This is a genomic window from Nocardia barduliensis, from assembly GCF_013315795.1.
GTDB classification, from domain to species: domain Bacteria; phylum Actinomycetota; class Actinomycetes; order Mycobacteriales; family Mycobacteriaceae; genus Nocardia; species Nocardia barduliensis.
In genome coordinates this window covers 224,389-248,241 of the sequence record NZ_JABLTE010000001.1, presented here as the reverse complement: position 1 = coordinate 248,241, position 23,853 = coordinate 224,389, and the positions used below count along the sequence as shown (strand labels likewise).

Below are 23,853 nucleotides of genomic sequence, written 5' to 3'. Positions count from 1 at the left end.
CGAGCATCCGCCGTTCGCGGCCCGGCTCGCGTTTGCGCGGCCGCCGCGCAAGCGACGAAGGAGCAAGCGGCGGCCGCGCAAACGCGAGCCATACAGGGGCCGCGAACCCGCCGCGCGAAGGCGCGGCAAATCCAACAGAGCAATAATCGCAAGGGTGACATTCAATCCGAAGCTGTGGCGGCCCGTTCCGGGGTTCGAGAATCTGACCGACATCACCTATCACCGGCATGTCGAGCAGGGCACCGTGCGTGTCGCTTTCGACCGGCCGGAGGTTCGCAACGCGTTCCGCCCGCATACGGTCGACGAACTCTTCCGGGCTCTCGACCACGCCAGGATGACCCCGGACGTCGGCGCGGTTCTGCTCACCGGCAACGGCCCCAGCCCGAAGGACGGCGGCTGGGCGTTCTGCTCCGGTGGTGACCAGCGCATCCGTGGGCGCAGCGGGTACCAGTACGCCAGCGGCGACACCGCGGACACGGTCGATCAGGCCCGCGCGGGCCGGCTGCACATCCTCGAGGTGCAGCGGCTGATCCGCTTCATGCCGAAGGTGGTGATCGCGCTGGTGAACGGCTGGGCCGCGGGTGGTGGTCACAGCTTGCACGTGGTCTGTGATCTGACCTTGGCCAGCCGCGAGCACGCTCGCTTCAAGCAGACCGACGCCGACGTGGGCAGCTTCGACGGCGGCTACGGCAGCGCGTACCTGGCCAAGATGGTCGGCCAGAAGTTCGCCCGCGAGATCTTCTTCCTCGGCCGCCCGTACACCGCCGAGGAGATGCACCAGATGGGCGCGGTGAACAAGGTCGTCGACCACGCCGAGTTGGAGGACGTCGCGCTGGAGTGGACCGCCGACATCAACGGCAAGTCGCCGCAGGCCCAGCGGATGCTGAAGTACGCGTTCAATTTGCTGGACGATGGGCTGGTCGGCCAGCAACTGTTCGCGGGCGAGGCGACGCGGATGGCCTACATGACCGACGAGGCCGTCGAAGGCCGTGACGCGTTCCTGGAGAAGCGCGAGCCGGACTGGACCCCCTACCCCTGGTACTTCTGACATGGACATTCTCAGCAGCCGGATCATCCTGCGGCCCGCCGACTACGAGGCCACGCTGGCGTTCTATCGGGACGGGCTGGGGCTGGCCGTCGCGCGGGAGTATCCCGGCGGCACGGTCTTCTTCGCCGGACAGGCGCTGATCGAGGTGGCCGCGCACGGCGGGTCGGGGAAATCGTCGTCGTTCGAGGGCGCCATCTGGCTCCAGGTGCGCGATGTGTCCGACGCCGCCGCCGAACTGGCGCTGAAGGGCATCGCGATCGATCGCGCCCCGGTCGAGGAGCCGTGGGGTCTGCACGAGATGTGGGTGCGTGATCCCGACGGGGTGCCGATCGTGTTCGTCGAGGTGCCGCCGTCACATCCGATCAGGCGGGATTCGCGCTGGTCACCGTCGGAGTGACCGTTCCGTTCGGTAGTTCGGCGAGTTACGCCGAGTTGCCAACGCGACACCCGGCGAGGACGATAACGCTCGGATGGCCACCCGACCGCCGACGTCCGGGCCGGCTGTGTCCGTGTCCCGTCCGACGAGTGAATCGCAGTCTCGATGCCTGTCGTCTTTGAGCCCCGATCCGTCCGGGTGGCCGCTGCGCGGTTGCGCCACTCCGGCACACCGACCCGTTCCGCGCGCGGCGACGCGGGCATGACACGATCCCTACCGTGAGGGAGCGCACCGAGCGAGCCATGGGCACAGCGGCTCTGGGCACGACCGAGCCGGGCGAACGGCGAGGCACGGCATGAGTAAGACACTGCGAACCTTGCCGATGCCGACGGGGTCCGGACTCGGCGACGTCATGCCCCACCTGCGGGAGGCGCTGGAAGGTAGCGGGGCAGCCTGGCTGCCCATTCCGACCAGCGACCGGCGCGAGGCGAGGCGGTTGAGCGACGCCCTGTCGCCGGGCGAGCCGATCGATGAGGAAATCGCTCTGGTGGTGACCACCTCCGGCACCACGGGCGTGCCGAAGGGCGCGATGCTCAGCACGGCGGCCCTGCGGGCGAGCGGCACGGCGACACACGAGCGGCTCGGCGGCCCCGGCAACTGGTTGCTGGCTCTGCCGACCCACCACATCGCCGGGATCCAGGTACTGCTGCGCAGCATCCTGGCGGGGACCGAGCCCACCGTGCTGGACGTTTCCGGCGGATTCCTGCCCGAGGCCCTGGCGGGCGCGATCACGGGGATGCGCGGTGAACGGCGCTACACGGCCCTGGTGCCGACCCAGTTGATCAAAGCGCTCGAATCGCCGGTCGCCGCCGCCGCGCTGGCCGAGCTCGACGCCGTGCTGGTGGGCGGCGCGGCCACGCCGCTGCCGGTCTACGAGCGCGCGCGAGCCGCGGGCATCACCGTGGTGCGCACCTATGGCATGAGCGAGACCTGCGGCGGCTGCGTCTACGACGGTGTACCGCTGACGGGCGCGAAGGTCCGGATCGAGGAGGGCCGCGTCGTGCTGGGCGGCGCGATGATCGCCTCCGGGTACCGCAATCAGCCCGACCATCCCGCCTTCGCCGAACCGGGCTGGTTCCGCACCGAGGACGCGGGCGCCTTCGACAACGGCGTGCTGAGCATCACCGGACGGCTCGACGAGGCGATCACCACCGGCGGTCTGCTGGTGATCCCGCAGGTGGTCGAGGCAGTGTTGATCAACCACCCGGCGATCAGCGAGGTGGTCGTGCTCGGCCTGCCTGACGAGCGACTCGGCCAGCGGGTCGCCGTCGCGGTCATCCCCGCCCCCGGCGCGACCCCCAGCCTCGCCGAGCTGCGCGACTACGTGGCCGCGGAACTGGACTCCATCGCCGCCCCCCGCGAACTCGCCGTCCTCGACGAGTTCCCGCTGCGCGGCCCCGGCAAGCCCGACCGCGCCGCACTCCGCGAATACCTCTTGGCCGACTCGACCCACTAACGCCCGCCCAGCAGGCGCAACCCCCTCCGCACTGCCCCTACGCCACAAAGGAGCGGTGAAGGAGTGGCGGTCGCCCGAACGACAATCGCCGACCACCCCTCGCGCCGACAAGCAACCCTCCACCTGCGTGCGCCATGCCGTGAGCTCACCTGCCATCGCGCCCAGCGCACCCCAACCACGACTTCCGAGCGCAGCGAGACCGAGCATCCGCCGTTCGCGGCCCGGCTCGCGTCCTAGTGACCGCCGCGCAGGCGACGAAGGAGCAAGCGGCGGTCACTCGGACGCGAGCCACCAGGGGGCCGCGAACCCGCCGCGCCCGCGCGGCCAAAAAGACAGCGCGACGCAAGAGCCGTGCAAGTTCGGGCGGCCACAGTTGTCGGCATGACTTCTTTCGCACCAACTTCAGCCCTCGCCGTCGAGGCGGACGGCCTGGTCAAGGTGTTCGGGGAACAGCGCGCCGTGGACGGGGTGAGCCTGGCGGTGCCGCAGGGCTCGGTGTACGGCGTGCTCGGTCCGAACGGCGCGGGCAAGACCACGACCATCCGGATGCTGGCGACGCTCTTGCGACCGGACGGCGGCAGCGGCCGCATCTTCGGCCACGACGTGGTCGCTGAGCCGACGGCGGTCCGCTCGCTGATCGGTGTCACCGGCCAGTACGCCTCGGTCGACGAGGACCTGACCGCTACCGAGAACCTGATCGTCTTCTCCCGCCTGCTCGGTCTGAGCCGCGCCGACGCCCGGCGCAAGGCGGTCGAACTGCTGGAGGAGTTCGACCTCACCGAGGCGGCGAACAAGCCGCTGCGGAACTTCTCCGGCGGTATGCGCCGCCGCCTCGACCTGGCGGCCAGCCTGATCGCGACGCCGCCGCTGCTGTTCTTGGACGAACCGACCACCGGCCTCGACCCGCGCACCCGCGCCCAGATGTGGGAGACCATCCGCCGCCTGGTCCGCGCGGGCGCGACGGTGTTGCTCACCACGCAGTACCTGGACGAGGCCGACCAGCTGGCCGACCGGATCGCGGTGATCGACCGCGGCAAGGTGATCGCCGACGGCACCGCCGACGAGCTGAAAGCCTCGGTGGGCGGTTCCTCGCTGCATTTGACCCTGGTCGATCGCGATCAGTTGGTCGAGGCGCGCCGTATCATCGGCGATTTCCTCGGCGTCGAAGCGCAGATCACCCCCGAGGCCGGGCGGCTGACCGCTCCGCTGACCGACGCGGGCGTCGCCGCCGATCTGCTGATCCGCCTGCGGGAGTGGGAGATCGGCGTCGACGAGATCACCGTGACCAAGCCGAGCCTGGACGAGGTCTTCCTCACCATCACCGGTCACCCGGCCGAAGACGCCACCGACGAGTCGGGCAGGAGCGCGGCATGAGCGTCCGGCCCGCGGGCGGCAGCCCGAGTGACCACCGACCCGCGCAAGCCGAAAGGAACAGAGCATGACCACCAGCACCGCGACCGAGGCGCGCCGTGCGACACCCGCGGCGATTCCCGCGGCGAGCAACCACATACCGCTCGGTCAGGCCGTGTCGAATTCGTTCACCATGGCCTACCGCGGCTTGTTGAAGATCAAGCACAAGCCCGAGCAGCTGTTCGACGTGACGATCCAGCCGATCCTGTTCACCGCCTTGTTCGCCTATATCTTCGGCGGCGCCATCGGCGGCAGCGTGCGGGACTACCTGCCGGTCCTGATCCCCGGCATCCTGGTGCAGACCGTGGTGCTCACGTCGGTCGTCACCGGCACCCAATTGCGCGAGGACATGGACAAGGGCGTCTTCGACCGGTTCAAATCCCTGCCGATCGCGCGTATCTCGGCGCTGGCGGGGGCGCTGCTGGCCGACATGGTGCGCTACGTCATCGCGACCGTGCTGACCATCGTCGTCGGGCTCGCCATCGGCTACCGCCCGGAGGGCGGCGTGCTCGGAGTCGTCGCGGCCGGTTCGGTCATCGTGGTCTGCTCGTTCGCGATCAGCTGGATCTGGGCGCTGGTCGGGGTCACCGGCAAGAGCGCCGCGGGCGTGCAGGGCATCTCGATGATGATCATGTTCCCGCTGACCTTCATGTCCGGCGCCTTCGCGCTGGTGAGCACGATGCCGGGCTGGATGCAGGGGCTCAATCACCTGAATCCCGTGTACTACATGGTGAACGCGTGCCGCGGTCTGATGAACGGCGCGGCTTTCGGCGGTGACCTGGCCTGGTCACTGCTCGGCTCGCTGGTCGTCATCGCGATCTTCGCTCCGCTCACGGTCAAGGCGTATATGCGGCGGGCGTGAGGCGCGCACGCGAGACGGCGGCACGCAGGTGAGGAGTGGTCACCCGGCGTGCCGCCGTCAGGTTCGCGGTCCGTGACTGTCGTTCAGTTCCCGCAGCATTCGCAGGATGCGGTCGGCTGAGTCGTTCCGGCGCAGGTGACCGAGGCGGCGGCGAGCTTCACCGACCTGGTCGGCGCCGAGTTTCGCGGTGGCCGCGTCCAGGTGCCGTCGCCAGCGCAGCGAGGGGAAATCCTGACGGCAGAAGACGTTCGCAGCGAGCACCAGCAAGTCCAGACCGAGGCCGACCCTGCGGTCGACCGCGATGAGATACGACCCGATCGCACAGGCGACCGCGCCGATCTGCGGCAGGTCCCGATATTGGGCCATCATCGGCACGGTGAGCTCGGCCAGCTGCGCGGACAGCGCCGCGCCCGTGTCGGCGAAGCCGTGCAGTGCCTGCGCGGCGAGCGCCGACGCGCCCAGTATCAGGGCGCCGGGGCCGGGGCCGAACGCGCCGTCCGGCCAGCCGAACAGTTCGAGCGCTCGCTCGTAGCGAGCGAAACCGCCCGCGGCGTCACCCTCCGCGAATGCCACCTCGGCTGAGCTCTGCATCACCGTGGACAGCAGTCGATTCGGTCCGAGGGGTGAGCTGTCCAGCTCCGGCGTGCCGAACGCGAGGTCGAGTTCGCGGCGAGCCTGCTCCAGCTCGCCGATGCCGACCAGCGCGGCCACCAGCAGGCTGCGAATCTCCACGGTGTCCTCGTACGCGCCGAGCCGCTGCAGCAAGTCGAGTGCGCGGCGGTAATTGGTCACCGACTCGGCGTACTGGGCGGTCTGTCCACAGATTTGTCCGAGGTGCCTGGACACCATGGCCACGCTCCAGACATTCTCGTGGCCGAACACCTCCAGCGCCTTGATCGCGTCGATGGTGGAGCCGCGCACGTCGCCGCCGTTCTCCCGGATGTTGGCCCGCAGCAACAGCGCCGTGGCCCTGGTCTCCGGATCGGCCGAACGCGCTGCCTCGGCGAACAGCCTGCCGAGCCCGCGTCCGTCGGCTCTGGTGAGCACGACCCGGCCGACGAAGAGGTTTCGCGCGCTGATGTCGGCGTGGTGCCGCAGCAATCGGCGCACGCGCAGCCGCAACTGGGCGAGTTCTCGCATACTGCCGTCGGTGTAGGCGAGGTGCAGGAACATCATCTGGTACGTGACCAGCACGAGGTCCGGACGCGGGCCGTCCGGAGCGAAGCCGAACGCCGGAACCTCGATGACCCGCTCGGCCCAGGCGATCACTTCCAGGTGCGATCCGCGGAGCATCCACAATGTCGCGACGACCGGGAACACGGTGTACGCCGTGGCGGCGTCCCGTCGTTCGATGCCGCAGCGCAGCGCGGCGAGCAGGTTGTCCAGCTCCGCCGCCACGGAGAGCGCGAGGTGGACCTGGTCGCCGGTCGTATACCGGCTCGCCGCGTCCTCGGCGTAGTCCCTGGCCCACCGCATCATCCGAGTGTCGACCGAGTCCGGCTCGCCCGCGCTGGCGGCCAACTGTTCCTCACCGAACTCCCGCACCGTCTCCAGCATGCGATAGCGAGTGCCGAGCGTTTCGTCATCCAGCACGGCCAGCAGCGATTGGTTGACCAGCCCGTCGACGGCGGCGGCGACATCGGTCACATCGGCTCCGCCCGCGACCGCCTCGGCGGCCGACAACGTGAAACCGGCCGGGAAGCGGCACAACCGGCGCAGTGTCGCTTGCTGTTCGGTGTCGAGCAGGTTCCAGCTCCAGTCGATCACCGCGTGCAGCGTGCGATGCCGTTCGGGCGAAGTTCGATCGCCGTGGCGCAGTAGCGCGAACCGATCGGCCAATCGCTCGTCGATCTCCTCGACGCTCATCACCCGGACTCGGGCGGCGGCCAGCTCGATGGCCAGCGGCAACCCGTCGAGGGTGTGGCAGAGCCGGGCGACGATCTCCGGGTCGAGCCGGACCGCGGGACGCACCGCCCTCGCGCGCGCGGCGAACAGCTCGGTGGCGGGTGAGCCCGCCGGATCGATGGTCAGCGGCGGCAAGGGATACACGGCTTCGGCGGTGAGCGTCAGCGGCGAGCGGCTCGTGGTGAGCACCGTCAGGTGGGGCGCCGCGCCGATCAGGTCGGCGACCACCGCGGCGACGGCGTCGATCAGGTGCTCGCAGTTGTCCAGGATCAGCAGCATCGAGCGTGCCGACACCGCGTCGAGCAACCGCCTGCGCAGATCGACGGTCTGCCCGGAGCGCAACGCCGCCGTGTCGAAGGTGACCTCGCTGAGCCCGAGCACCGCGGCGATCGCCGCCTCGATCTCGACCTTGGCGGCGCCGCCTTCCGCGCGCACCGAGGCCAGCTCGACCAGCGCCACCGGACGGGTGCGCGCCACCCGCGCACCGAGTTCGTTGGCGACCCTGGTCTTGCCCGCGCCGCCCGGTCCGAGCACGGTCACCACGCGAGCGTCGCGCAGCAGGTCGGTCAACGCGGCGAGATCGTCCGTCCGGCCGAGCAGCGCGTTGGGCGCGGCGCGCAGGCCGATCCCGGCGGGCTGCGGTTCCGTCGCGGCGGAACTGAGCGACGGCATGGCACGGCCCGCGAACCCTCCCCCGTTCGCTGCCGCGGCGCCACCCATGCCGACTGTTGGCGGCGCGGTGCGCGCGATCGGCTCCCCACGCAGGATCGCCGTGTGCGCCGCGGAAAGCGCCGGTCCGGGATCCGCGCCGAGCTGGTCGATCAGTCGGGCGCGAAAGGTCGCGAAGGATTCCAGCGCCTCGTTGGGCCGTCCCGCCGCGGCGAGCAGACGCAGCAGAGTCAGCTGCGCGGGCTCGTCCAACGGTTCGGCGGCGGCGCGCGACCGCGCCAGAGCCAACGCGCCGTCGACGTCGCCGCCGCCTTCGCGTGCGGCTAGTTCGAGCTCGTCGAGTTCGGCGAGGCGCCGCCCGGCCGCGGCGCACAGCTCGTCGGCGAGCTCGCCAGGCGGCAGATCGGCGCCGGGCTCGCCGCGCCACAGCGCCCGCGCCCGCGCGAGCTCCGCGAGGCAGCCGGGCAGGTCGGCCGTGGCGAGCGTGCCGCGCGCCCGCCTCACCCGCTCGTCCACCGAGGACAAGTCGACCTGTTCGACGCCGAGAGTCAACCGATAGCCCGCCGGGCCGATCTCCAGCGCGCCCTCCGGCAGCGCCGCCCGCAACCGGGACACCTGGGTGTGCAGCGCGTTCATCGGCGACCGCGGCGGCTGGTCACCCCAGATCGCCTCGATCAGGGCGCCCGCTGCGCGGCTGCGGCCGGGGCGCAGCGCGAGGGCGGTGAGCAGGAGCCGGGAACGCGCTCCGGGCAGCGGCGTCAGCGCACCATCGCGACGCAGCGCGATCTCGCCCAGCAAGGCCACCACGACCGATCCGCCTGCGGGCGTCGTCACTGCTCGACTGTGGCCGTGCGGGCCGCTGTGCGCTGGAAACATCCCGCGGTCATGGTAGGCGAGCGGGCCCGACGGGGCCGACACGATTTCTTTGCCGCGGTTGCGAGCGGTCGGTCGCATAGTCTGACCCCCATGGCTGAGTTCGAGGTGGTCCGGTCGGCAGTTATCACGGCCGATCCCGCGCGCGTGCACGGGCTGATCAACGATTTCCGCGAATGGGTCAAGTGGTCGCCGTGGGAGGACCTCGACCCGCAGCTGCAGCGCAGCTATTCCGGCGCGGACTCCGGAGTAGGCGCGCGCTATGCCTGGAGCGGCAACCGCAAGGCGGGGGCGGGCAGCATGGAGATCATCGGCAGCGCCGACCGCGAGGTCGGCGTGCGCCTGGAATTCCTGAAGCCCATGAAGGCGACCAACATGGTGACCTTCACCCTGGACCCGGTCGAGACCGGCACCGAAGTGACCTGGCGGATGACCGGACAGCAGACCGGCCTGATGGGCCTCATCGGCAAGGTCATCCCGATGGACAAATTGGTCGGCAAGGATTTCGAGAAGGGGCTCGCGCGGTTGCAGCAGGCGGCGACCGGCGAAACGGCCTGATCGCCGCGCGCGCACCGGGCGGCGCCGCCGTCTTCGCTGCGGCCGTGCGCGCGCTGAGGTCGGGCTGCCTCCGACTGCGCCGATTATGCTGCGGACATGGCTACTGCGGCGCAATGGATCGAAGGCGCGCGACCCCGTACCCTGCCGAACGCGATCGCCCCGGTGCTCGCCGGGACCGGCGCCGCCGCGTCGGTCGACGGTGCGGTGTGGTGGAAAGCGATTCTCGCGCTGCTCGTTTCGCTGGCGCTGATCATCGGGGTGAACTACGCCAACGACTATTCCGACGGTATTCGCGGCACCGACGACGTCCGCGTCGGCCCTTTGCGCTTGGTCGGGCAGAAACTGGCCTCGCCCGTCGCGGTGAAGACCGCCGCGATCGTCAGCCTGGTCATCGCCGCCGTCTTCGGTCTGGTGCTGGTGCTCACCAGCGCGTGGTGGCTGCTGCTCGTCGGCGCGGCCTGCCTGGCCGGGGCCTGGTTCTACACCGGCGGGCGCAACCCGTACGGCTACAGCGGATTCGGTGAAGTGGCGGTGTTCGTCTTCTTCGGCCTGGTTGCCGTGCTCGGCACCCAATTCGTGCAGGCGGGCCGGATCGACTGGGTCGGCGCGCTGCTGGCGGTGGCCGTCGGCGCGTTCTCCAGCGCCGTGCTCGTCGCGAACAATCTGCGCGACATCCCCACCGACACCGACTCCGGAAAGGTCACGCTCGCGGTGAAACTCGGGGACCCGCGCACCCGCACGCTGCACCTCGCGCTGCTCACGGTGCCGTTCCTGGTGACGCTGGCGCTGGTCGCCCGCACGCCGTGGGCGCTGGCCGGACTGCTGGCGATCCCGCTCGCCGTGCGGGCCAACGCGCCGGTGCGCGGCGGCAAGGGCGGTCTGGACCTGATTCCCGCGCTGCGGGATTCCGGCCTGGCCCTGCTGGTCTGGTCGGCGGTCACCGCGCTGGCGGTCGGGCTGGGTTGACCCGCCGCGCCGGCTGCCGGTGACCGGCCGACGCGACCGTCCGGGCGTGCCAGCGGAGAGCGCGAGCGGGCCTTGTCCGTTCGCGGCGGCGCGGTCTAATCCTCGTCCGGCACCAGGATGCCGAGCACCCAGTTCACGATCGAGACGATGATGCCGCCGATCACCGCGGCCCAGAAGCCCTCGACGCGCAGGCCGTAGTCGGTGAACGCTTCGGTGATCTCGGCGGTCAGCCACAGCATGAACGCGTTGATCAGCAGCAGGAACAGCCCGAGCGTCACGATCACCAGCGGTAGTGACAGGAACTGCACGATCGGCTTGACCAGCGCGTTCACCACCGTGAAGACCGCGGCCACCGCGAGGACGACGGCGATCTTGGCGCCGGTGCCGCCTTCGGGGGCGAGGATATCGATCTTGTCGACCCAGAAGGCGGCCAGCCAGATGGCAACCGCGTTGATGACCAACCGAATCACAAGCTGCATGGGCCAATGCTAGGCCCAGGACGCGGGCACGCGCCGCCGGAAAACCCGAACCGGGACAGCGCATGCCCGCTCGCTCAGGCCGCGCGGTCGAGCAGGGTGTGCACCTTGGGGCGCAACTGATCGATCGCGGCCGCTCCACCGAACAGGCGCTCGGTGGCCTGGTTGGGCGCGCGCAGGATGCCGAGCAGGACGTGCCCGGAATCGATGGTCTTGTCCTTGCGGCCGAGCGCCTCGCGCAGGGACAGCTCGAGCACCTTCTTCGCGTCCCGGGTGAACGGGATGTGCCGGTAGTCTCCGGCGCGACCCCAGCCGAACAGCCCGCGCCGCGGCTCGGGTGCGGCGCGCTCGAGCGCGTCCTCGCCGAAGTGGGCTTCCAGCGACTCGCGCACCGCGTCGAGATCGATGCCGATGGAGCGCAGCGCCTCGGCGTCCTCCGCGCCGAGCGGATCACCTTTGCCCTGCTGCGAGAGCGTGCGCAGCACGCCTTCGTGGGTGAGTCCGGCGTCGGCGAGCAGTGCCGTGAGCTCCGGCCCGCCCTGCGCGAGCAGCCCGAGCAGCACGTGCTCCACGTCGATGGTCGACGAGCGCAGTTCACGCGCGTCCTCCTGGGCGACCACGATCGCCGTGCGCGCCGACCTGGTGAACCGTTCGAACATCAGCGGCTCCTGTCTCTCCGGTGATATTTCTGGTGGACCGCCTGCTTGCTGACCTCGAGCGCTTCCGCGATCGCCTGCCAGGACCAGCCCTGGGCACGGGCGTTGGCGACCTGGATCGCTTCGAGACGTTCGAGCAGCCTGCGTAGCGCGAGCACCGCGCGCAGCCCGACCTTGGGATCGGGGCTGCCCGCGGCGGCCGCCAGAGTGGTTGCTTCCGTCATGCCGTCAATTTTGATTGACGTTCGCTCCCCATGTCAATAAAAATTGACAGCCGAGGACGCGACCGGACTCGATTCCCCTCGCGGCGAACAAAGACCCGCGCCTCCGCGGCGGATCAGGCGTCCCAGATGCCGGTCGCCAGGAACTTCTCCAGGATCGCGGTGGGCTCGGCGAGGTTCAGCCCTTGCGCAGCGACCCACTCGTCATCGAAATACGTTCCCGCGTACCGATCGCCGCCATCGCACAGCAGCGTGACCACACTGCCGCCGCGGCCCTCGGCGACCATCTCGGCGATCAGGGCGAACACACCCCACAGGTTCGTTCCGGTCGATCCGCCGACCCGCCGCCCGAGCCGCGCACTGGCGAACCTCGCGGTGGCGATGGACGCCGCGTCGGGCACCTCGAACATGCGGTCCACCACCTGGCCGACGAACGACGGCTCCACCCGCGGACGGCCGATGCCCTCGATCCGGGAAGGCATTCCGGTCTGGTAGGCCGCGTCCCCCGTTTCGTATCCGCCGAAGAAGGCGGAGTTCTCCGGGTCGACCACGGCCAGCTTCGTCGCGTGCCTGCGGTACCGGATGTAGCGGCCGATGGTGGCGCTGGTGCCGCCGGTGCCCGCCCCGACCACGATCCATTCCGGCACCGGATCGGGCTCCAACGCCATCTGCTGGAAGATCGACTCGGCGATGTTGTTGTTGCCGCGCCAGTCGGTGGCGCGCTCGGCGTGGGTGAACTGGTCCATGTAGTGGCCGCCGCATTCGGCCGCCAGCCGCGCCGCCTCGGTGTACATGTCCGGCGGGCGGCGCACGAAATGGCAGCGACCACCTTGCGCCTCGATCAGCGCGATCTTCTGCGGGGAGGTGCTCGCGGGCATCACCGCGACGAAGTCGAGGCCGAGCAGCTTCGCGAAATAGGCTTCGCTGACCGCGGTCGAACCGGAGGACGCCTCCACCACGGTCGTCCCCTCGGTGACCCAGCCGTTGCAGATCGCGTAGAGGAACAGCGAGCGGGCCAGCCGGTGCTTGAGGCTGCCGGTGATGTGGGTGGACTCGTCCTTCAGATACAGCTGGACGTTCCACTCCCCGGGCAGCGGGTAGCGCAGCAGGTGCGTGTCGGCGCTGCGCTGGGCGTCGGCGTCGATCAGCCGCACCGCGTTGTCGACCCAGTCGCGCGGGGCGGTGTGATCGCAGAACTTCACGAAGGCGTTCCCGAGTCGGGCGGGGTGGGCGGCTGGTCGCCGCGCAGCCGCGCGCGCAGCTCGGCCTTGTCGCGCCGCCTGCGCTCGTCGACCAGGGCGATGTCCTCGTTCACCTGCACCCGCAGCCGCTTGAACAGGACCAGCGACAGCGGCATCGCGATGATCAGAGCGAACAGGGCGGCGACCACCAACGGGATGTCCACCGCCACCAACTTCGCGGCCAGCACGATCACCGCGGTGAGCACTACCACGAGACCCAACCTGGCGATTGTGTAGAGGGCTAGATTGCGGGCCAGCCTGCGACCTGCGCCAGGGGTTTGCTGTCCGGAAGCACCTTTTGGTGGAGTTGCGTCACGCACAACCATCAGCCTATGCGAAGCTGTTGCCCGCCCCCGGTGCACGCCCAATGCCGAGGGTGGGGCGCACATCCGTTTTGTCTATTACCTCCCCTTTACCAACTGTAGGTGGTTCGAGTACCTAGGGGTTTCAGTGCGACGATGGCGCCATCTGATGAGGGAACTGTCGAGAACGGAGAGGTTTGCTATGACTGCGATCACCGTCGGCGGCCAGGACACCCTGCTGACTCCGGGCCAGGTTGCTGCCCTGTTCCACGTCGACCCCAAGACCGTGACGCGCTGGGCTCATGCCGGGCGCCTCGGGTCGTTGCGCACACCGGGCGGACATCGCCGGTTCCGCGAATCGGAAGTACTCCAGCTGCTCAAGTCGCTGACCACCGAGGCGACCGCACGCTGATCTGATCGCAGGGCGCGCGGACTCGTCGTGCTCGGGTCCGCGCTCGCCCGCAGACCAATTTCGCGTCTGCGGTGTGCTGGAGTCACGTCCGCGACTACCCTCGTAACCAGGAGGTGAGCGACGTGACGTACCTATTGGCACTCATCGCTGTGGTGGCGATAGCGGTGTTGTGCTGGAAGGCGTTCGGCCCCGAACGGACTGGACCCACTGCCCCGCAAACGCGTTCACCACAGCGCAAGCGCGTCATCGGACCCGACGACGACCCGGAGTTCCTCTGGCGACTATCTCGCCAGCACCGTGACGGCGAGTCCGGTTCCGCCGAGCGCTGATCGTTCGGCATCACGCGCGATAGCACGCGCCCGGCATCATCCGGCGATCGCGCGTTCGCTGTACCCCATGGCTCGGCCGTGGCGCCCTTCCGGCGGCACGGCCGATTCGACAACCCGGTACGTGCGGGGCAGGCGCGCTGCGGTGCGCCTGCCCCCACGATCCCGCGGGCTACCGATCAGGGTTCGCCGTTGACGACCGCCATCAGCGCGTCCATGAACGGCTGCCCGCCCTGGATGGCTCCACCCGCGATCGCGCCGACGACCAGGCCGATCGGGCCGGTGATGATGCTGAAGAAGCCCAGGCCGATCAGGGCTCCGAGCAGACCGCCGAGCAGCGCGCCACCGACCACGCCGACGACGTTCTTGTTCAGTTCGGCGATCAGCCGGTTCATCGAGCTGATCGGCTGCATCTCGCCGATCTCTTTGGCATCGGCCACGGGAGTGAGCGCGAGACGCCGTCCGCTGTCGCTGATCTCGTGCGCGACCGACAGCTTGCTGCCGGAAACCTCGAAGGTCAGCGGCACTTCCGCGACCACGGCCCCGGTGTCGGAGGTCAGCTTGATCTTGGTGCCGTCGTCGACCACCGCGAAGGTGCCGTGCTCGACAGCGGTGTTGATCGCACCGGTCTCGCGGGAGACCGTGGTGCGGTAGTCGACCCCCTGCTCGACACCGGTTGTGGTGATCTCTCGATCCGGTTCTACGGGTTGCGCGTTCGCGGCGCCCGCGGTGATGCCCACTGCGGCAACCGCTCCGAGGGCAATGGCAGCAATAGTGCCGAACTTCATTCTGGAATTCCTTCTCACCGAGATACCCGGCTCCGGAGGCCGGATGGCGTGTGACTGTACAGCGCCCGTGACTTGTTTCCAGACCTGGCAGCCGGCACACCTGATCGCACAGGTTCGTTATCCGATTGTGATCACTTCGGCCGATCACGGCGCCGAGCAGGTGAATTCCCCGGGCCGATGGGTGGTTCCGGGAAGGAGAACTCGACGCGGACGCGCCCCGTAGTGTATGCATGGCGTGGTCTTCAATCCGCAAGATTCACAACTTCGGGTCGCTAGGTGGGTTCGAAGGGTTACAGCTCTGGAGGACGTGACGTGTCGCGCCAACGTGTCCGTGCCGGTATCACCCTGGCCGCCTTCATGGTCGGCACCGGGCTGGCGGCCGCCCTCGTGGTCTTCGCCGCGGTCTCGATGACCGGCCCCGCCGACGAGCCTGCCAAGGCCGCCCAAACCGCCGACGCGCCGACCACGACGCCACCGCCGACCACCGAGGAGCCGCTGCCGACCACCACGGAGGCCTTGCCGACCACGTCGGCGATGCGCGGCGCGGCGAACAAGAGCGCCACCAGCCTGCAGGTGAACATCGGCGACTGCGTATCGTTCAGCGGCGCGGGCGGGATCGACAAAACCGCTTGTGGCAGCGCGAACTCGGTCTACAAGGTCATCGAGAAGGCGCTGGCGAACGCCGCGTGCCCCACCGACGCCGACCGCACCTACAACGAGACCTTGCGCGGCGCGGCGCAGGCAGCGCTGTGCCTGGACATCGACTGGGTGGTCGGCGGCTGCATGGAACTCACGCCCGACAATCCCAAGCGCCTGGACTGCGCGGCCCCCGCGCCCGGCGCGGTCCGGGTGATCGATGTCAAGCAGAACACTGTCGACGTCAACGCCTGCGGCTCGGCCGACAGCGGGATCGTTTACCAGCAGCGGCATTTCGTCGTCTGCGTGGCCCGGCTCTGACCTTCTCGCGGACTCGCTCGCGCACGCTGTCGCCAGCCCCTGCGGTGCGGGCCAGACGAGGTCATTAACAGCTTTGTGAAGCCCGCCCCCGCCAGAGAGGTTGGGCGGACGCCACGCGACAGCGCTTCGGCTCGCGAATTTTTCGTGTTATCAGCGTGTACATTGCGTTCGATCATGATGCAGATCGATGGCGCTGTCGCGGCCGAATTTCGAAGCGTAACCCGATTTGGTTCGTACTCATCACTTTTGCGGATCTTTGGACCAATAAAAACCATATAGTTCCGCGAAATAACGTTCTGGCCTCCCGAAGGGGCACCAGCTGCCCGTTTCCGGTCGTATCGCCGGTCGGGTTGGTTGATACTGAAAGCGTGCGGAACAAGCTGTGGGGTGGGGTTCTGATCGTTCTCGGTGCGACCGGGATCGGGCTCGGGATCTGGTTGTTCGTGTCGCTCGGCTTGGACGAGGGTGACAAACTGGCCAGTGTCGTCGGGATGTTCGTCGGGATCGCGGCGCTGGCGATCTCGATCTACGGCGTGGTCCTGGCGCGGCGCGATGCCGGCGGCCGGGCAGTCCCGTCGCCCGGCGGCACCTCCATCACCGGGTCCGTCATCGGCGGCGGCGTTTCCACGATCACCGACGTCACCGGACCGGTCACCATCCGCCGGGGCGCGTCCAGGCCCGGAGCGGTGCCGCCGCGCGCTCCCGGTGCGCCGAGCCGCCCGAGGCAACCGGCGACCGACCTGACGATCACCGACAGCACGGTCGCCGGGCGGGTCGACCGTATCCACGGTGCGGGTGCCGTCGACATCGGCGAATGAAACGGCGCTGGTGGCGCAGTCGCCACCCGGAGCAGCAGCTCAGCGACAGCAGCATCGGTGGCAGCGTCATCTCCATCCGGCACGTCGTCGGCGATGTCACCATCACCGATCGCGCCGACTCCGGTCACCGGTACTGGTGTGAGCCGTTCCCCCGCGCGGAGAAGCTGCCCGTCGAACAGGCGCGGGCCAAGCCGTCGCTGCTGTTACAACCGCGCTACAGCGTGGTCCGGTTTCTCGGCCGCGACAGCGAGCTCACCGAACTCGACCATTGGCTGGCCGCACCGGAGCCCATCGCGGTGCATCTGGTACACGCCGCGGGCGGTGAGGGAAAATCCCGGCTGGCCGGTCGATTCTGCGAGAACGCCACCGCCACGGGGTGGGCCGCGTGGCGGGCGATCCACACCACCGAAGCGAGCGGCCTGCCCGGCGCGATCACCTTGACCGACCGCAACGCGGTGCTCTTGGTGGTCGACGACGCGCACCGCTGGCCGGTCGCGCACCTGGCCTCGCTGGTCACCAATTTGCGCACGATCACCTCCGATGGCGTGAAGGCGCGAGTGCTGCTGCTGGCGCGAGCCACCGGCTACTGGTGGTCGACACTGTCGGCTCGTCTGCGTGAACTCGGCGTCGCCACCAGCGTGGCGGCCCTGGCGCCGTTGGGGTTACGGTTCGACCGCGCGTCGGTCTTCGACACCGCGGTCACCGGATTCTCGCGAGCGTTGCAGCTGCGCGACCTGCCCGCCAACCGCTACCGGGTCGGCATCGACCTCGGTGACCCACGGTTCGATTCGGTGCTGTCCATCCAGATGGCGGGTCTGGCGGCCATCCATTCCCGCATCCGCAATGTCTCCCCCGGCCACGACCCCGCGGCGGTGTCGGCCTACCTGCTGGGACTCGAATACACCGACTGGGCCGACCGATTCGAGCGGAAACTCATCACCACCAGCCCCGAGGTCATGCGCCGCGTCGTTCATCTGGCGACCCTCACCGGCGGTATGTCCCACTCCGACGCTCGCAGCCTGCTCAGCTCCGTCGGGCTGGCGGTCGATGAAGCCCACGCCGGGCGCATCGTCGACGACCACAGCCTGTGCTATCCCCCGACGAGGACCAGCGTGCTCACCCCGTTGCAACCCGATCGGCTCGGCGAAGACTTCCTCGCGCTCAACACCCCGGGTAATCCGGACCCCGCCGACGACGCACTACCGGCCGACCCCTGGACCGTCGACGCCGCCCACCAGCTCGTCCGCCGCGGCGACGGCGCGACACCGCCCTGGGTGAGCGCCGCGATCGTCCGGCTGGTCGAAGCCGCGGGCCGCTGGCCCCACCTCGCACCCACACTGCTGTACCCGAGCCTGCACCGAGACCCCGCCCTGGCGGCCACGACCGGAGGCGCGACGCTGACCCGGCTGGCCGGCCTCCCCGGCATCACACCCGACATCCTGACCGCTATCCAGCAACACCTCACCGACAATCCCGGTCTCGACACCACCACCGCCACAACGGCCCTCGACACCGCGCTGCTTCCGCACCGCATCGCCTCGACCACCGACCCGGCCGAACGTGCCGATCTCTACCGGCGATACTCCCGGCAGTTGCGCGCCGCCCAGCGATACCAGCAGGCACTCACCGCCGCCGAACAAGCCGCCGAGCTCTACCGGTCGCTGAACGACACCGATCCCGACCACTACGGACCGTTCCTCGCCGCAGCGCTCGAAATCCTCGGGACTCGATTGGGTGATGTGGGTCGCAACACTGAGGCGCTCGGCCCGGTACAGGAAGCCGTCGAGCTCTACCGCCGGTTGGCGGAAACCGAGGCCGAGACCTACCTGCCCGAACTCGGGAACGCGCTGACCGTACTCGGGATCCGCTTGGGCAGACTGGGACGCAACCACGAAGCGCTCGACGCCGCACAGGAAGGCGTCGGCATCTACCGCCGTCTGGCCGAGGCAGACCCCGCGCGCCACGTGGTCGAGCTCGCCAGCCCGCTGAACAACATCGCCACCCGGTTGGGTGCGCTGGGCCGCCACTACGAGGCTCTGGACGCGGTCAGGGAAGCCACCACCCTCTACCGAGACTTCGCCGAAACCGATCCCGACACCCACCTACTCGATTTCACCCGGATGCTGAACAACCTCGGAATCCGGCTGGGTGAACTGGGCCGCCATCGCGAGGCACTCGACGTGGCGCAAGAAACCGTCGCCCTCAGCCGACAGCTGGCCGAAGCCGACTTCGACGCCCACCTGCCCCTACTGGCGGAGGCGTTGATGCAACTCGGCTCGCGATCGAGTCGGCTGGGCCACCACCACGAAGCGCTCGAAGCCGCGCGGGAAGGCGTCAGCCTCTACCGCCGCCTGGCCACAGCCAACCCGGACACCTACCTCTCCGAACTCGCGGAGGCGTTGACGCAACTCGGTCTCCGCCTGGGCCAGCTGGGCCATCACCACGAAGCCCTCGAGGCCGCGCAGGAAGGCGTCGGTCTCTACCGCCGCTTGGCCGAATCCGATCCGGACGCCTACCTGGCGAGCATGACCAGTTCACTGAACAACCTCGGGAGCAGGCTGGGTGATCTCGGCCGTCCGCACGAGGCAGTCGAGACCGTCCGGGGGGCCGTTGCCCTCTATCGGCAGCTGGCCGAGCGCAACCCCGACACTCATCTGCAGAATCTCGCCAGGTCGCTGAACAACCTCGGCATCCGGTTGGGTGATCTCGGCCATCACCGCGAAGCATTCGAAGCCTCGCAGGAAGCCGTCACCCTTTTCCGGCAACTGTCCGAAACCAACCCCGACGCCTACCTGACCGAACTGGCGGAGACCCTGACCAGCCTGGGGATTCGCTTGGGCCGGCTGGGGCACCACCCCGAAGCACTCGAAACCGGCCGGGAAGCCGTCGCCTTGCACCGGCGCCTTGCCGAGGCCGACCCCGGCGCCAACCCGGAGCGCCGCGCCGAATCCCTCCTCTTCTTCGCACAGAACACTTCTCGGGCGAAGATCGACATGACAGCGGGCCTCACCGCTATCCAAGAATCGATCACGTTGTTCGGTGCGCTGGCCGAGCAGGTGCCCGAGGCATACCAGTACCGGCTGACGCAGGCCCGCGAAATTCTCAGCGAGTTGCTCCAGCATCTCTCCACCGAATGGCGCGGGCCATGAGCACCGGTCGCGCCTCGACCTTCGTGCCTGCTCGCGATTTTCGTCAGTATTCGAGTTCTGTCCACGGGATGGTGATCGGGAACGGGAAGTCGAACTCGATTCCGTCCGGGTTCTGGTGGGTCCACTCGGCGGCGAGGATGTAGTTGGCGGCGCGGAGCGGGTGGACTCCGTCCGGGAGCTGAGCGTGGCCGATGTCCAGGCCGTAAGCGCGGACAGTGGCGATCGCGCTGGTCTCGCGGGCCAGGGACACTTCCCAGTACCACGGGATGGCGGCGCTGGCGTACCGTCCTTTCTTCGCTTCTATGTCGGTCTGCGTGTTGGACGGGGACAGCACTTCACCGACCAGCAGGACATCACTCCCCCGCACGTCCTGATAGGGCGAATCGAGGCAGCGGTGGACGAGGAAGTCCGGCGTCAGGAAGTTGGACTTTCCTGTGCGACCCAGGAACACATTGGTCTCGAGGTTGACCCGCCAGCAGTGTTCCGGCTCCTCCGACATCGACTTTCGTGCGCAGCTTTCGATCGAGTTCGTCAGGCGGCGTGTGAAGACCTGATGCTCGCCGGGGCCGCGCCGTACCCAGACCACACGGCCGTCCCACAATTCGATCTGGCCCGCGATCTCCTCGGGGAGTTGCTCCAATTCCTCCCACGTCATCAACTCGGGAAGGTCCGGCCGCTCGATGGGCGGAAGCGACATGCCGCAATCGTAATGGCCGATCCGGCCACGACGGATACTCGTTTCTCCGGCCGAGAGCCATGGAAGTACCCGTTACGTTCCGGCGAGCCCAATCAGGGCGAGCAGGTGAACGAGGGCGAGGGTCAGTTCAGACGGGCTAGTTCAGCCCCGCGTACGAATGCAGCCCGCTGATCACCATGTTGATGATGAACAAGTTGAACAGCATGGCGACGAAGGCGGCGACGTTGATCCAGGCGGCCTTGGTGTCGCGCCAGCCGGAGGTGGCGCGGGCGTGCAGGTAGGCGGCGTAGAGGACCCAGGCGATGAAGGAGCAGGTTTCCTTCGGGTCCCAGCCCCAGAAGCGGCCCCAGGCGGCTTCGGCCCAGATGGCGCCCAGGATGACACCGGCGCCGAACAGCGGGAAGCCGATGATGGTGGTTTTGTAGGCCAGCCGGTCCAGGGTGCGGGCGTCGGGCAGGCGGCGGGCGAGGGCGCCGAAGATGTTGTTCGACTCCTGACCGTCCGGCTGCCGCAGGCGGTACAGGAACAGCAGGCTCGCCACGCCCGCGAACAGGAACACACCGCTGCCGATCGCGACGATGGTGACGTGCAGCGGCAGCCAGAACGACCGCAGCGCGGGCACCACGGGCGCCGCGTCCGCGTAGAGCACGGTGCCCGCGAGGAACAGCAGCAGCAGCACCGGCACCAGCACGAAGCCCCAGATGCCGCGATAGCGCTGCTCCCGCAGGAACACCACTCCGACCAGCACGGCGGCCGCCGTAGCCATGGTGACGAACTCGTACATGTTGCCCAGCGGGAAGCGGTGGGTCGCGAATCCGCGCGACACGATCGCGCCCACGTGCAGCGCGATGGCGACCAGCAGCACCGAGAACGCCATATTGCCCAGTCGCTCCGACAGCGGCCGCCGCACGGGCTCGGGGATACGCCCCGGCCCCTGCGGTGTCGAGCCGCCGCCCACCGTCACCAGTTCACGCTCGGCGACCTGACGACTGCGCGCCGTCGCGTACTGCCAGATCAGCAGCATCAGCACCAGCGCGTACACCACGATCGCCGTTTTGAACGACAAATCGCTGTACCTGGCGATGGACTCGTCGATCGGCATGGTTACTCTCCCGTGGTCTCGGCGCCCCGCGCCGCGGTGGTCTCGGCGTCCGTGTCGAGCAGGCGGGCGCGCAGCCGGTCGAACTCGCCGCCCCAGCCCGCCTGGTCGGTCCTGGCGAGCCCGCCCATCTCTACTACAGTGCGTCGTTGGTCCACGGTACCGGCCGCGTCCTCGGCCGGGTAGACCCGCACCCAGATCCGGCGGCGCTTGATCAGCAGCGAGAGCAGCAGCCCCGCCATCATCAGCAGCGCGCTCACCAGCACCCACTGCTGGGCCGGGTCGTGGGAGACCTGCAGATTCACGAACTCTTGCGCGCCGTCGAAAGTGACCTTGGTGCCGTTGGGCAGGGTGGTCGACTCGCCGGGACGCAGATTGACCCTGGCCTCCTTGATCAAGCGCCCCTGTTTGACCTGCTCCGGGTCGAGGGCGAACAACGACTGCGGCTTTCCGGTGTCCAAGCCGGTGTCACCGCGGTAGACGTCGACCGCAACGGCCGGATCGTTCATCGCCGGGAACGCCGACGACAGCAGCGAGCCGTGGAACATCGCGGTGGGCGCGAACAGCCCCTCGATCGCGATCTGGTTCTTCCGGCGCTCCTCGTCGGTGGCGTACATGCCGCCGGGCGGGTCGATCCGCAGCACGCCGCTGGACAGGAACGTCGTCGCGTCGTCGGGACGCCACTGGATGGACTCGGTGCGAGTCTGGCCGTTCGGGAAGGTGACCGTGAAGGTCGGCGCGTAACCGTGGCCTTGCAGATAGAGCCGGTCGCCCGCGACGCGCAAAGGATGGTTGACCTGCACCTGGGTGTCGCGCCATGTGTCGGTCCGCAGGTCGTCGCCCGCCTGGTAGGCGAGGTCGGCGGTGAACATCTCGGCTTGCCCGCTGGTCAGGTAATCGGCGCGGAAATCCTTGACCCGCACGCAGATCGGCGTCATCCCGGTGCCGTCGTTGACGTTGCCCGCCTTGAACGAGTCGAATACCGCGGGCGAGGTGGTGCAGAAGCCTGGGCCGTTGTTCGCCAGCACGATGACGCTGCCCTCGTAGCCGAACAGCTTGCCCGCCGCGATGGCGACCAGCAGTCCGACCAGCGCGAGATGGAACACCAGGTTGCCGAGCTCGCGGGTGTAGCCCTTCTCCGCCGACAGCGCCAGTTCGCCCTCGCGCGGACCGGGACGGACCTCGGTGCGCCAGCCGCGCAACTGGGCACGGGCGTGGTCGAGCACTGCCGCGGGCGACTGCTCGACCCAGTCCGAGTAGTGGTGCGGCAGCCTGGTCAGATTGCGCGGCGCCCGCACCGGCCGCGTGCGCAGGGCGCGGTAGTGGTCGACCGTGCGCGGCAGGATGCAACCGACCAGGGAGATGAACAGCAGCACGTAGACGGCCGTGAACCAGAAACTGGAGAACACGTCGAACAGTTCGAAGCGGTCCATCCACGGGCCGAGCGTGGGCCGGTCGGCGATGTACTGCTCGACCTTCTGCTCGTTGAGGTTTCGCTGCGGCAGCAGCGCCCCGGGGATCGCGGCCAAGGCGAGCAAGAACAGCAGCACCAAGGCCGTGCGCATGCTGGTGAGCCCGCGCCAAGTGTTGCGGAGGAACGCCCAGGCCCGTCCGGCCCAGGATTGCCGCGGGGGCCGCGCGGAGGTGTCCGTCGTCGGCTGGTCGGTCACGGTCATATCGGCAAGGTCACCTCGGAGACGAACGCATCGCGCACCCAGGCGACGAACTGGTCCCATGCCCCGGTGACCAGCGCGGCGCCGACCGCGACGAGCAACATGCCCCCGATGACCTGGATGGTGCGGGAATTGCGGCGCAGCCAGCCGACGCCCCGCAGCGCGCTCGCCGACCCGAACGCGAGCACGACGAACGGCAGACCGAGCCCAAGGCAGTAGGCGACGATCAGGGCGACCCCGCGCACGGCCGTGGTTCCGTCGGTGCCTGCGGCCACCGCCATGACGCCCGACAGGGTCGGGCCGAGGCAGGGTGTCCAGCCCAGCGCGAACACTCCGCCGAGCAGCGGCGCGCCCACGATGCTGGTGAGCCTGCGCGGCTCCATCCGGGTGTCCCGCTGCAACGCGGGCACCAGGCCGATGAACACCAACCCCATCAGGATCGTCACCACGCCGCCGATGCGTTGCAGCAGTTCCCGGTTCACGTTGAGGGTCTGGATGACGCCGAACACCGTCGCGGTGGCGAGCACGAAGACCACGGTGAAACCGGCGACGAACAGCCCGGCCGCACCGGCGACCCGCATCCGTCCGGTGCGCGGCGGGCGGGTGGCGGTCGTCGTGCCCGCCCGTGTGGCGCCTCCGGCCTCCGCGACGGTGGCCGGTGGCGCTTCCGCACCGACCAGCCCGGCCAGGTAAGACAGGTATCCGGGCACGAGCGGCACCACACACGGCGAGGCGAACGACACCAGGCCCGCGAGCAGGCATGCGCCGAGTGCCAGCAGCAGCGGCCCGGAGGCCGCCGTCTGCTGGAACGAATCACCGACCCCGGCGAGCACCATCACAGGTCCTCACCGGTAC

Annotated in this window: 23 protein-coding genes; 12 read left to right on the top strand and 11 right to left on the bottom strand. The window is 69.0% G+C overall.

Annotated elements, in window-relative coordinates:
- Window positions 1–154 precede the first annotated feature (154 nt).
- From HOV91_RS01290 to HOV91_RS01270, 5 genes are all read left to right on the top strand, one after another.
- The gene (locus tag HOV91_RS01290) at window positions 155–1,048 is read left to right on the top strand and encodes a 1,4-dihydroxy-2-naphthoyl-CoA synthase (protein WP_043733134.1); all 894 of its coding nucleotides are present in this window, start codon (window positions 155–157) and stop codon (window positions 1,046–1,048) included.
- 1 nt (window position 1,049) lies between these two features.
- The gene (locus tag HOV91_RS01285) at window positions 1,050–1,445 is read left to right on the top strand and encodes a VOC family protein (RefSeq protein ID WP_174183512.1); all 396 of its coding nucleotides are present in this window, start codon (window positions 1,050–1,052) and stop codon (window positions 1,443–1,445) included.
- Window positions 1,446–1,779: 334 nt separating this feature from the next.
- Complete coding sequence (gene menE, locus HOV91_RS01280) at window positions 1,780–2,940, top strand: o-succinylbenzoate--CoA ligase (protein ID WP_174183511.1); 1,161 nt, start codon at window positions 1,780–1,782, stop codon at window positions 2,938–2,940.
- A gap of 381 nt (window positions 2,941–3,321) precedes the next feature.
- Window positions 3,322–4,314: an ATP-binding cassette domain-containing protein gene (locus HOV91_RS01275; RefSeq protein ID WP_174183510.1), complete on the top strand. Its 993-nt coding sequence runs from the start codon at window positions 3,322–3,324 to the stop codon at window positions 4,312–4,314.
- A gap of 64 nt (window positions 4,315–4,378) precedes the next feature.
- On the top strand, window positions 4,379–5,212 hold the full coding sequence (locus HOV91_RS01270) for an ABC transporter permease (protein ID WP_174183509.1): 834 nt from the start codon (window positions 4,379–4,381) through the stop codon (window positions 5,210–5,212).
- 57 nt (window positions 5,213–5,269) lie between these two features.
- On the opposite strand, the gene HOV91_RS01265 is transcribed toward HOV91_RS01270, so the two are convergent.
- Complete coding sequence (locus HOV91_RS01265; protein ID WP_312884418.1) at window positions 5,270–8,620, bottom strand: AfsR/SARP family transcriptional regulator; 3,351 nt, start codon at window positions 8,618–8,620, stop codon at window positions 5,270–5,272.
- Window positions 8,621–8,752: 132 nt separating this feature from the next.
- Between HOV91_RS01265 and HOV91_RS01260 the strand changes: the two genes are divergently transcribed.
- On the top strand, window positions 8,753–9,217 hold the full coding sequence (locus HOV91_RS01260; RefSeq protein WP_174183507.1) for an SRPBCC family protein: 465 nt from the start codon (window positions 8,753–8,755) through the stop codon (window positions 9,215–9,217).
- Between the two features lie 96 nt (window positions 9,218–9,313).
- Entirely contained in the window at window positions 9,314–10,183 is an 870-nt protein-coding gene (locus tag HOV91_RS01255; protein ID WP_174183506.1) for a 1,4-dihydroxy-2-naphthoate polyprenyltransferase, read from the top strand.
- A 95-nt stretch (window positions 10,184–10,278) separates the two neighbouring features.
- Here HOV91_RS01255 and HOV91_RS01250 read toward each other — a convergent pair whose 3' ends face one another.
- The 5 genes from HOV91_RS01250 to HOV91_RS01230 form a co-directional block, all read right to left on the bottom strand.
- A complete protein-coding gene (locus HOV91_RS01250; protein WP_174183505.1) occupies window positions 10,279–10,662 on the bottom strand; it encodes a phage holin family protein in 384 nt (127 codons plus the stop codon).
- Between the two features lie 74 nt (window positions 10,663–10,736).
- Window positions 10,737–11,318 (bottom strand): Clp protease N-terminal domain-containing protein, encoded by a 582-nt coding sequence (locus HOV91_RS01245; protein WP_174183504.1) that lies wholly within the window; start codon window positions 11,316–11,318, stop codon window positions 10,737–10,739.
- Window positions 11,318–11,539, bottom strand: coding sequence for a helix-turn-helix domain-containing protein (locus HOV91_RS01240; RefSeq protein WP_174183503.1), 222 nt, complete (start codon window positions 11,537–11,539; stop codon window positions 11,318–11,320). The genes HOV91_RS01245 and HOV91_RS01240 overlap by 1 nt, the downstream gene beginning before the upstream one ends.
- 113 nt (window positions 11,540–11,652) lie before the next feature.
- Window positions 11,653–12,738, bottom strand: a complete 1,086-nt coding sequence (gene cds1 / locus HOV91_RS01235) for an L-cysteine desulfhydrase Cds1 (RefSeq protein ID WP_174183502.1) — start codon at window positions 12,736–12,738, stop codon at window positions 11,653–11,655.
- On the bottom strand, window positions 12,735–13,103 hold the full coding sequence (locus tag HOV91_RS01230; protein WP_174183501.1) for a DUF4229 domain-containing protein: 369 nt from the start codon (window positions 13,101–13,103) through the stop codon (window positions 12,735–12,737). Before HOV91_RS01230 ends, cds1 begins: the two co-directional genes overlap by 4 nt.
- A gap of 178 nt (window positions 13,104–13,281) precedes the next feature.
- Here HOV91_RS01230 and HOV91_RS01225 point away from each other — a divergent pair, with 178 nt between their 5' ends.
- Together HOV91_RS01225 and HOV91_RS01220 are read left to right on the top strand one after the other, a co-directional pair.
- The gene (locus HOV91_RS01225) at window positions 13,282–13,491 is read left to right on the top strand and encodes a BldC family transcriptional regulator (protein WP_040783886.1); all 210 of its coding nucleotides are present in this window, start codon (window positions 13,282–13,284) and stop codon (window positions 13,489–13,491) included.
- 122 nt (window positions 13,492–13,613) lie between these two features.
- Window positions 13,614–13,820: a hypothetical protein gene (locus HOV91_RS01220; RefSeq protein WP_043733248.1), complete on the top strand. Its 207-nt coding sequence runs from the start codon at window positions 13,614–13,616 to the stop codon at window positions 13,818–13,820.
- A 176-nt stretch (window positions 13,821–13,996) separates the two neighbouring features.
- Here the strand turns inward: HOV91_RS01220 and HOV91_RS01215 are convergent, their stop codons facing one another.
- Window positions 13,997–14,605, bottom strand: coding sequence for a DUF8020 domain-containing protein (locus tag HOV91_RS01215; RefSeq protein WP_174183500.1), 609 nt, complete (start codon window positions 14,603–14,605; stop codon window positions 13,997–13,999).
- 312 nt (window positions 14,606–14,917) lie between these two features.
- Here HOV91_RS01215 and lppU point away from each other — a divergent pair, with 312 nt between their 5' ends.
- The 3 genes from lppU to HOV91_RS01200 all read left to right on the top strand — a co-directional run bounded on the left by lppU (window position 14,918) and on the right by HOV91_RS01200 (window position 19,529).
- Entirely contained in the window at window positions 14,918–15,562 is a 645-nt protein-coding gene (gene lppU / locus HOV91_RS01210; protein ID WP_174183499.1) for an LppU family putative lipoprotein, read from the top strand.
- Between the two features lie 368 nt (window positions 15,563–15,930).
- Window positions 15,931–16,380: a hypothetical protein gene (locus tag HOV91_RS01205; RefSeq protein ID WP_174183498.1), complete on the top strand. Its 450-nt coding sequence runs from the start codon at window positions 15,931–15,933 to the stop codon at window positions 16,378–16,380.
- Window positions 16,377–19,529, top strand: a complete 3,153-nt coding sequence (locus tag HOV91_RS01200; RefSeq protein WP_174183497.1) for a tetratricopeptide repeat protein — start codon at window positions 16,377–16,379, stop codon at window positions 19,527–19,529. The genes HOV91_RS01205 and HOV91_RS01200 overlap by 4 nt, the downstream gene beginning before the upstream one ends.
- A 43-nt stretch (window positions 19,530–19,572) precedes the next feature.
- Here HOV91_RS01200 and HOV91_RS01195 read toward each other — a convergent pair whose 3' ends face one another.
- The 4 genes from HOV91_RS01195 to HOV91_RS01180 all read right to left on the bottom strand — a co-directional run bounded on the left by HOV91_RS01195 (window position 19,573) and on the right by HOV91_RS01180 (window position 23,834).
- Window positions 19,573–20,226 carry a Uma2 family endonuclease gene (locus tag HOV91_RS01195; protein ID WP_246349642.1) on the bottom strand — a complete coding sequence of 218 codons (654 nt, stop codon included), beginning with the start codon at window positions 20,224–20,226 and terminating at the stop codon, window positions 19,573–19,575.
- A gap of 136 nt (window positions 20,227–20,362) precedes the next feature.
- The gene (gene ccsB / locus HOV91_RS01190) at window positions 20,363–21,328 is read right to left on the bottom strand and encodes a c-type cytochrome biogenesis protein CcsB (protein WP_174183496.1); all 966 of its coding nucleotides are present in this window, start codon (window positions 21,326–21,328) and stop codon (window positions 20,363–20,365) included.
- Between the two features lie 2 nt (window positions 21,329–21,330).
- A complete protein-coding gene (gene resB / locus HOV91_RS01185; protein WP_174183495.1) occupies window positions 21,331–23,001 on the bottom strand; it encodes a cytochrome c biogenesis protein ResB in 1,671 nt (556 codons plus the stop codon).
- Window positions 22,998–23,834, bottom strand: coding sequence for a cytochrome c biogenesis CcdA family protein (locus HOV91_RS01180; protein ID WP_174183494.1), 837 nt, complete (start codon window positions 23,832–23,834; stop codon window positions 22,998–23,000). Before HOV91_RS01180 ends, resB begins: the two co-directional genes overlap by 4 nt.
- Window positions 23,835–23,853 lie beyond the last annotated feature (19 nt).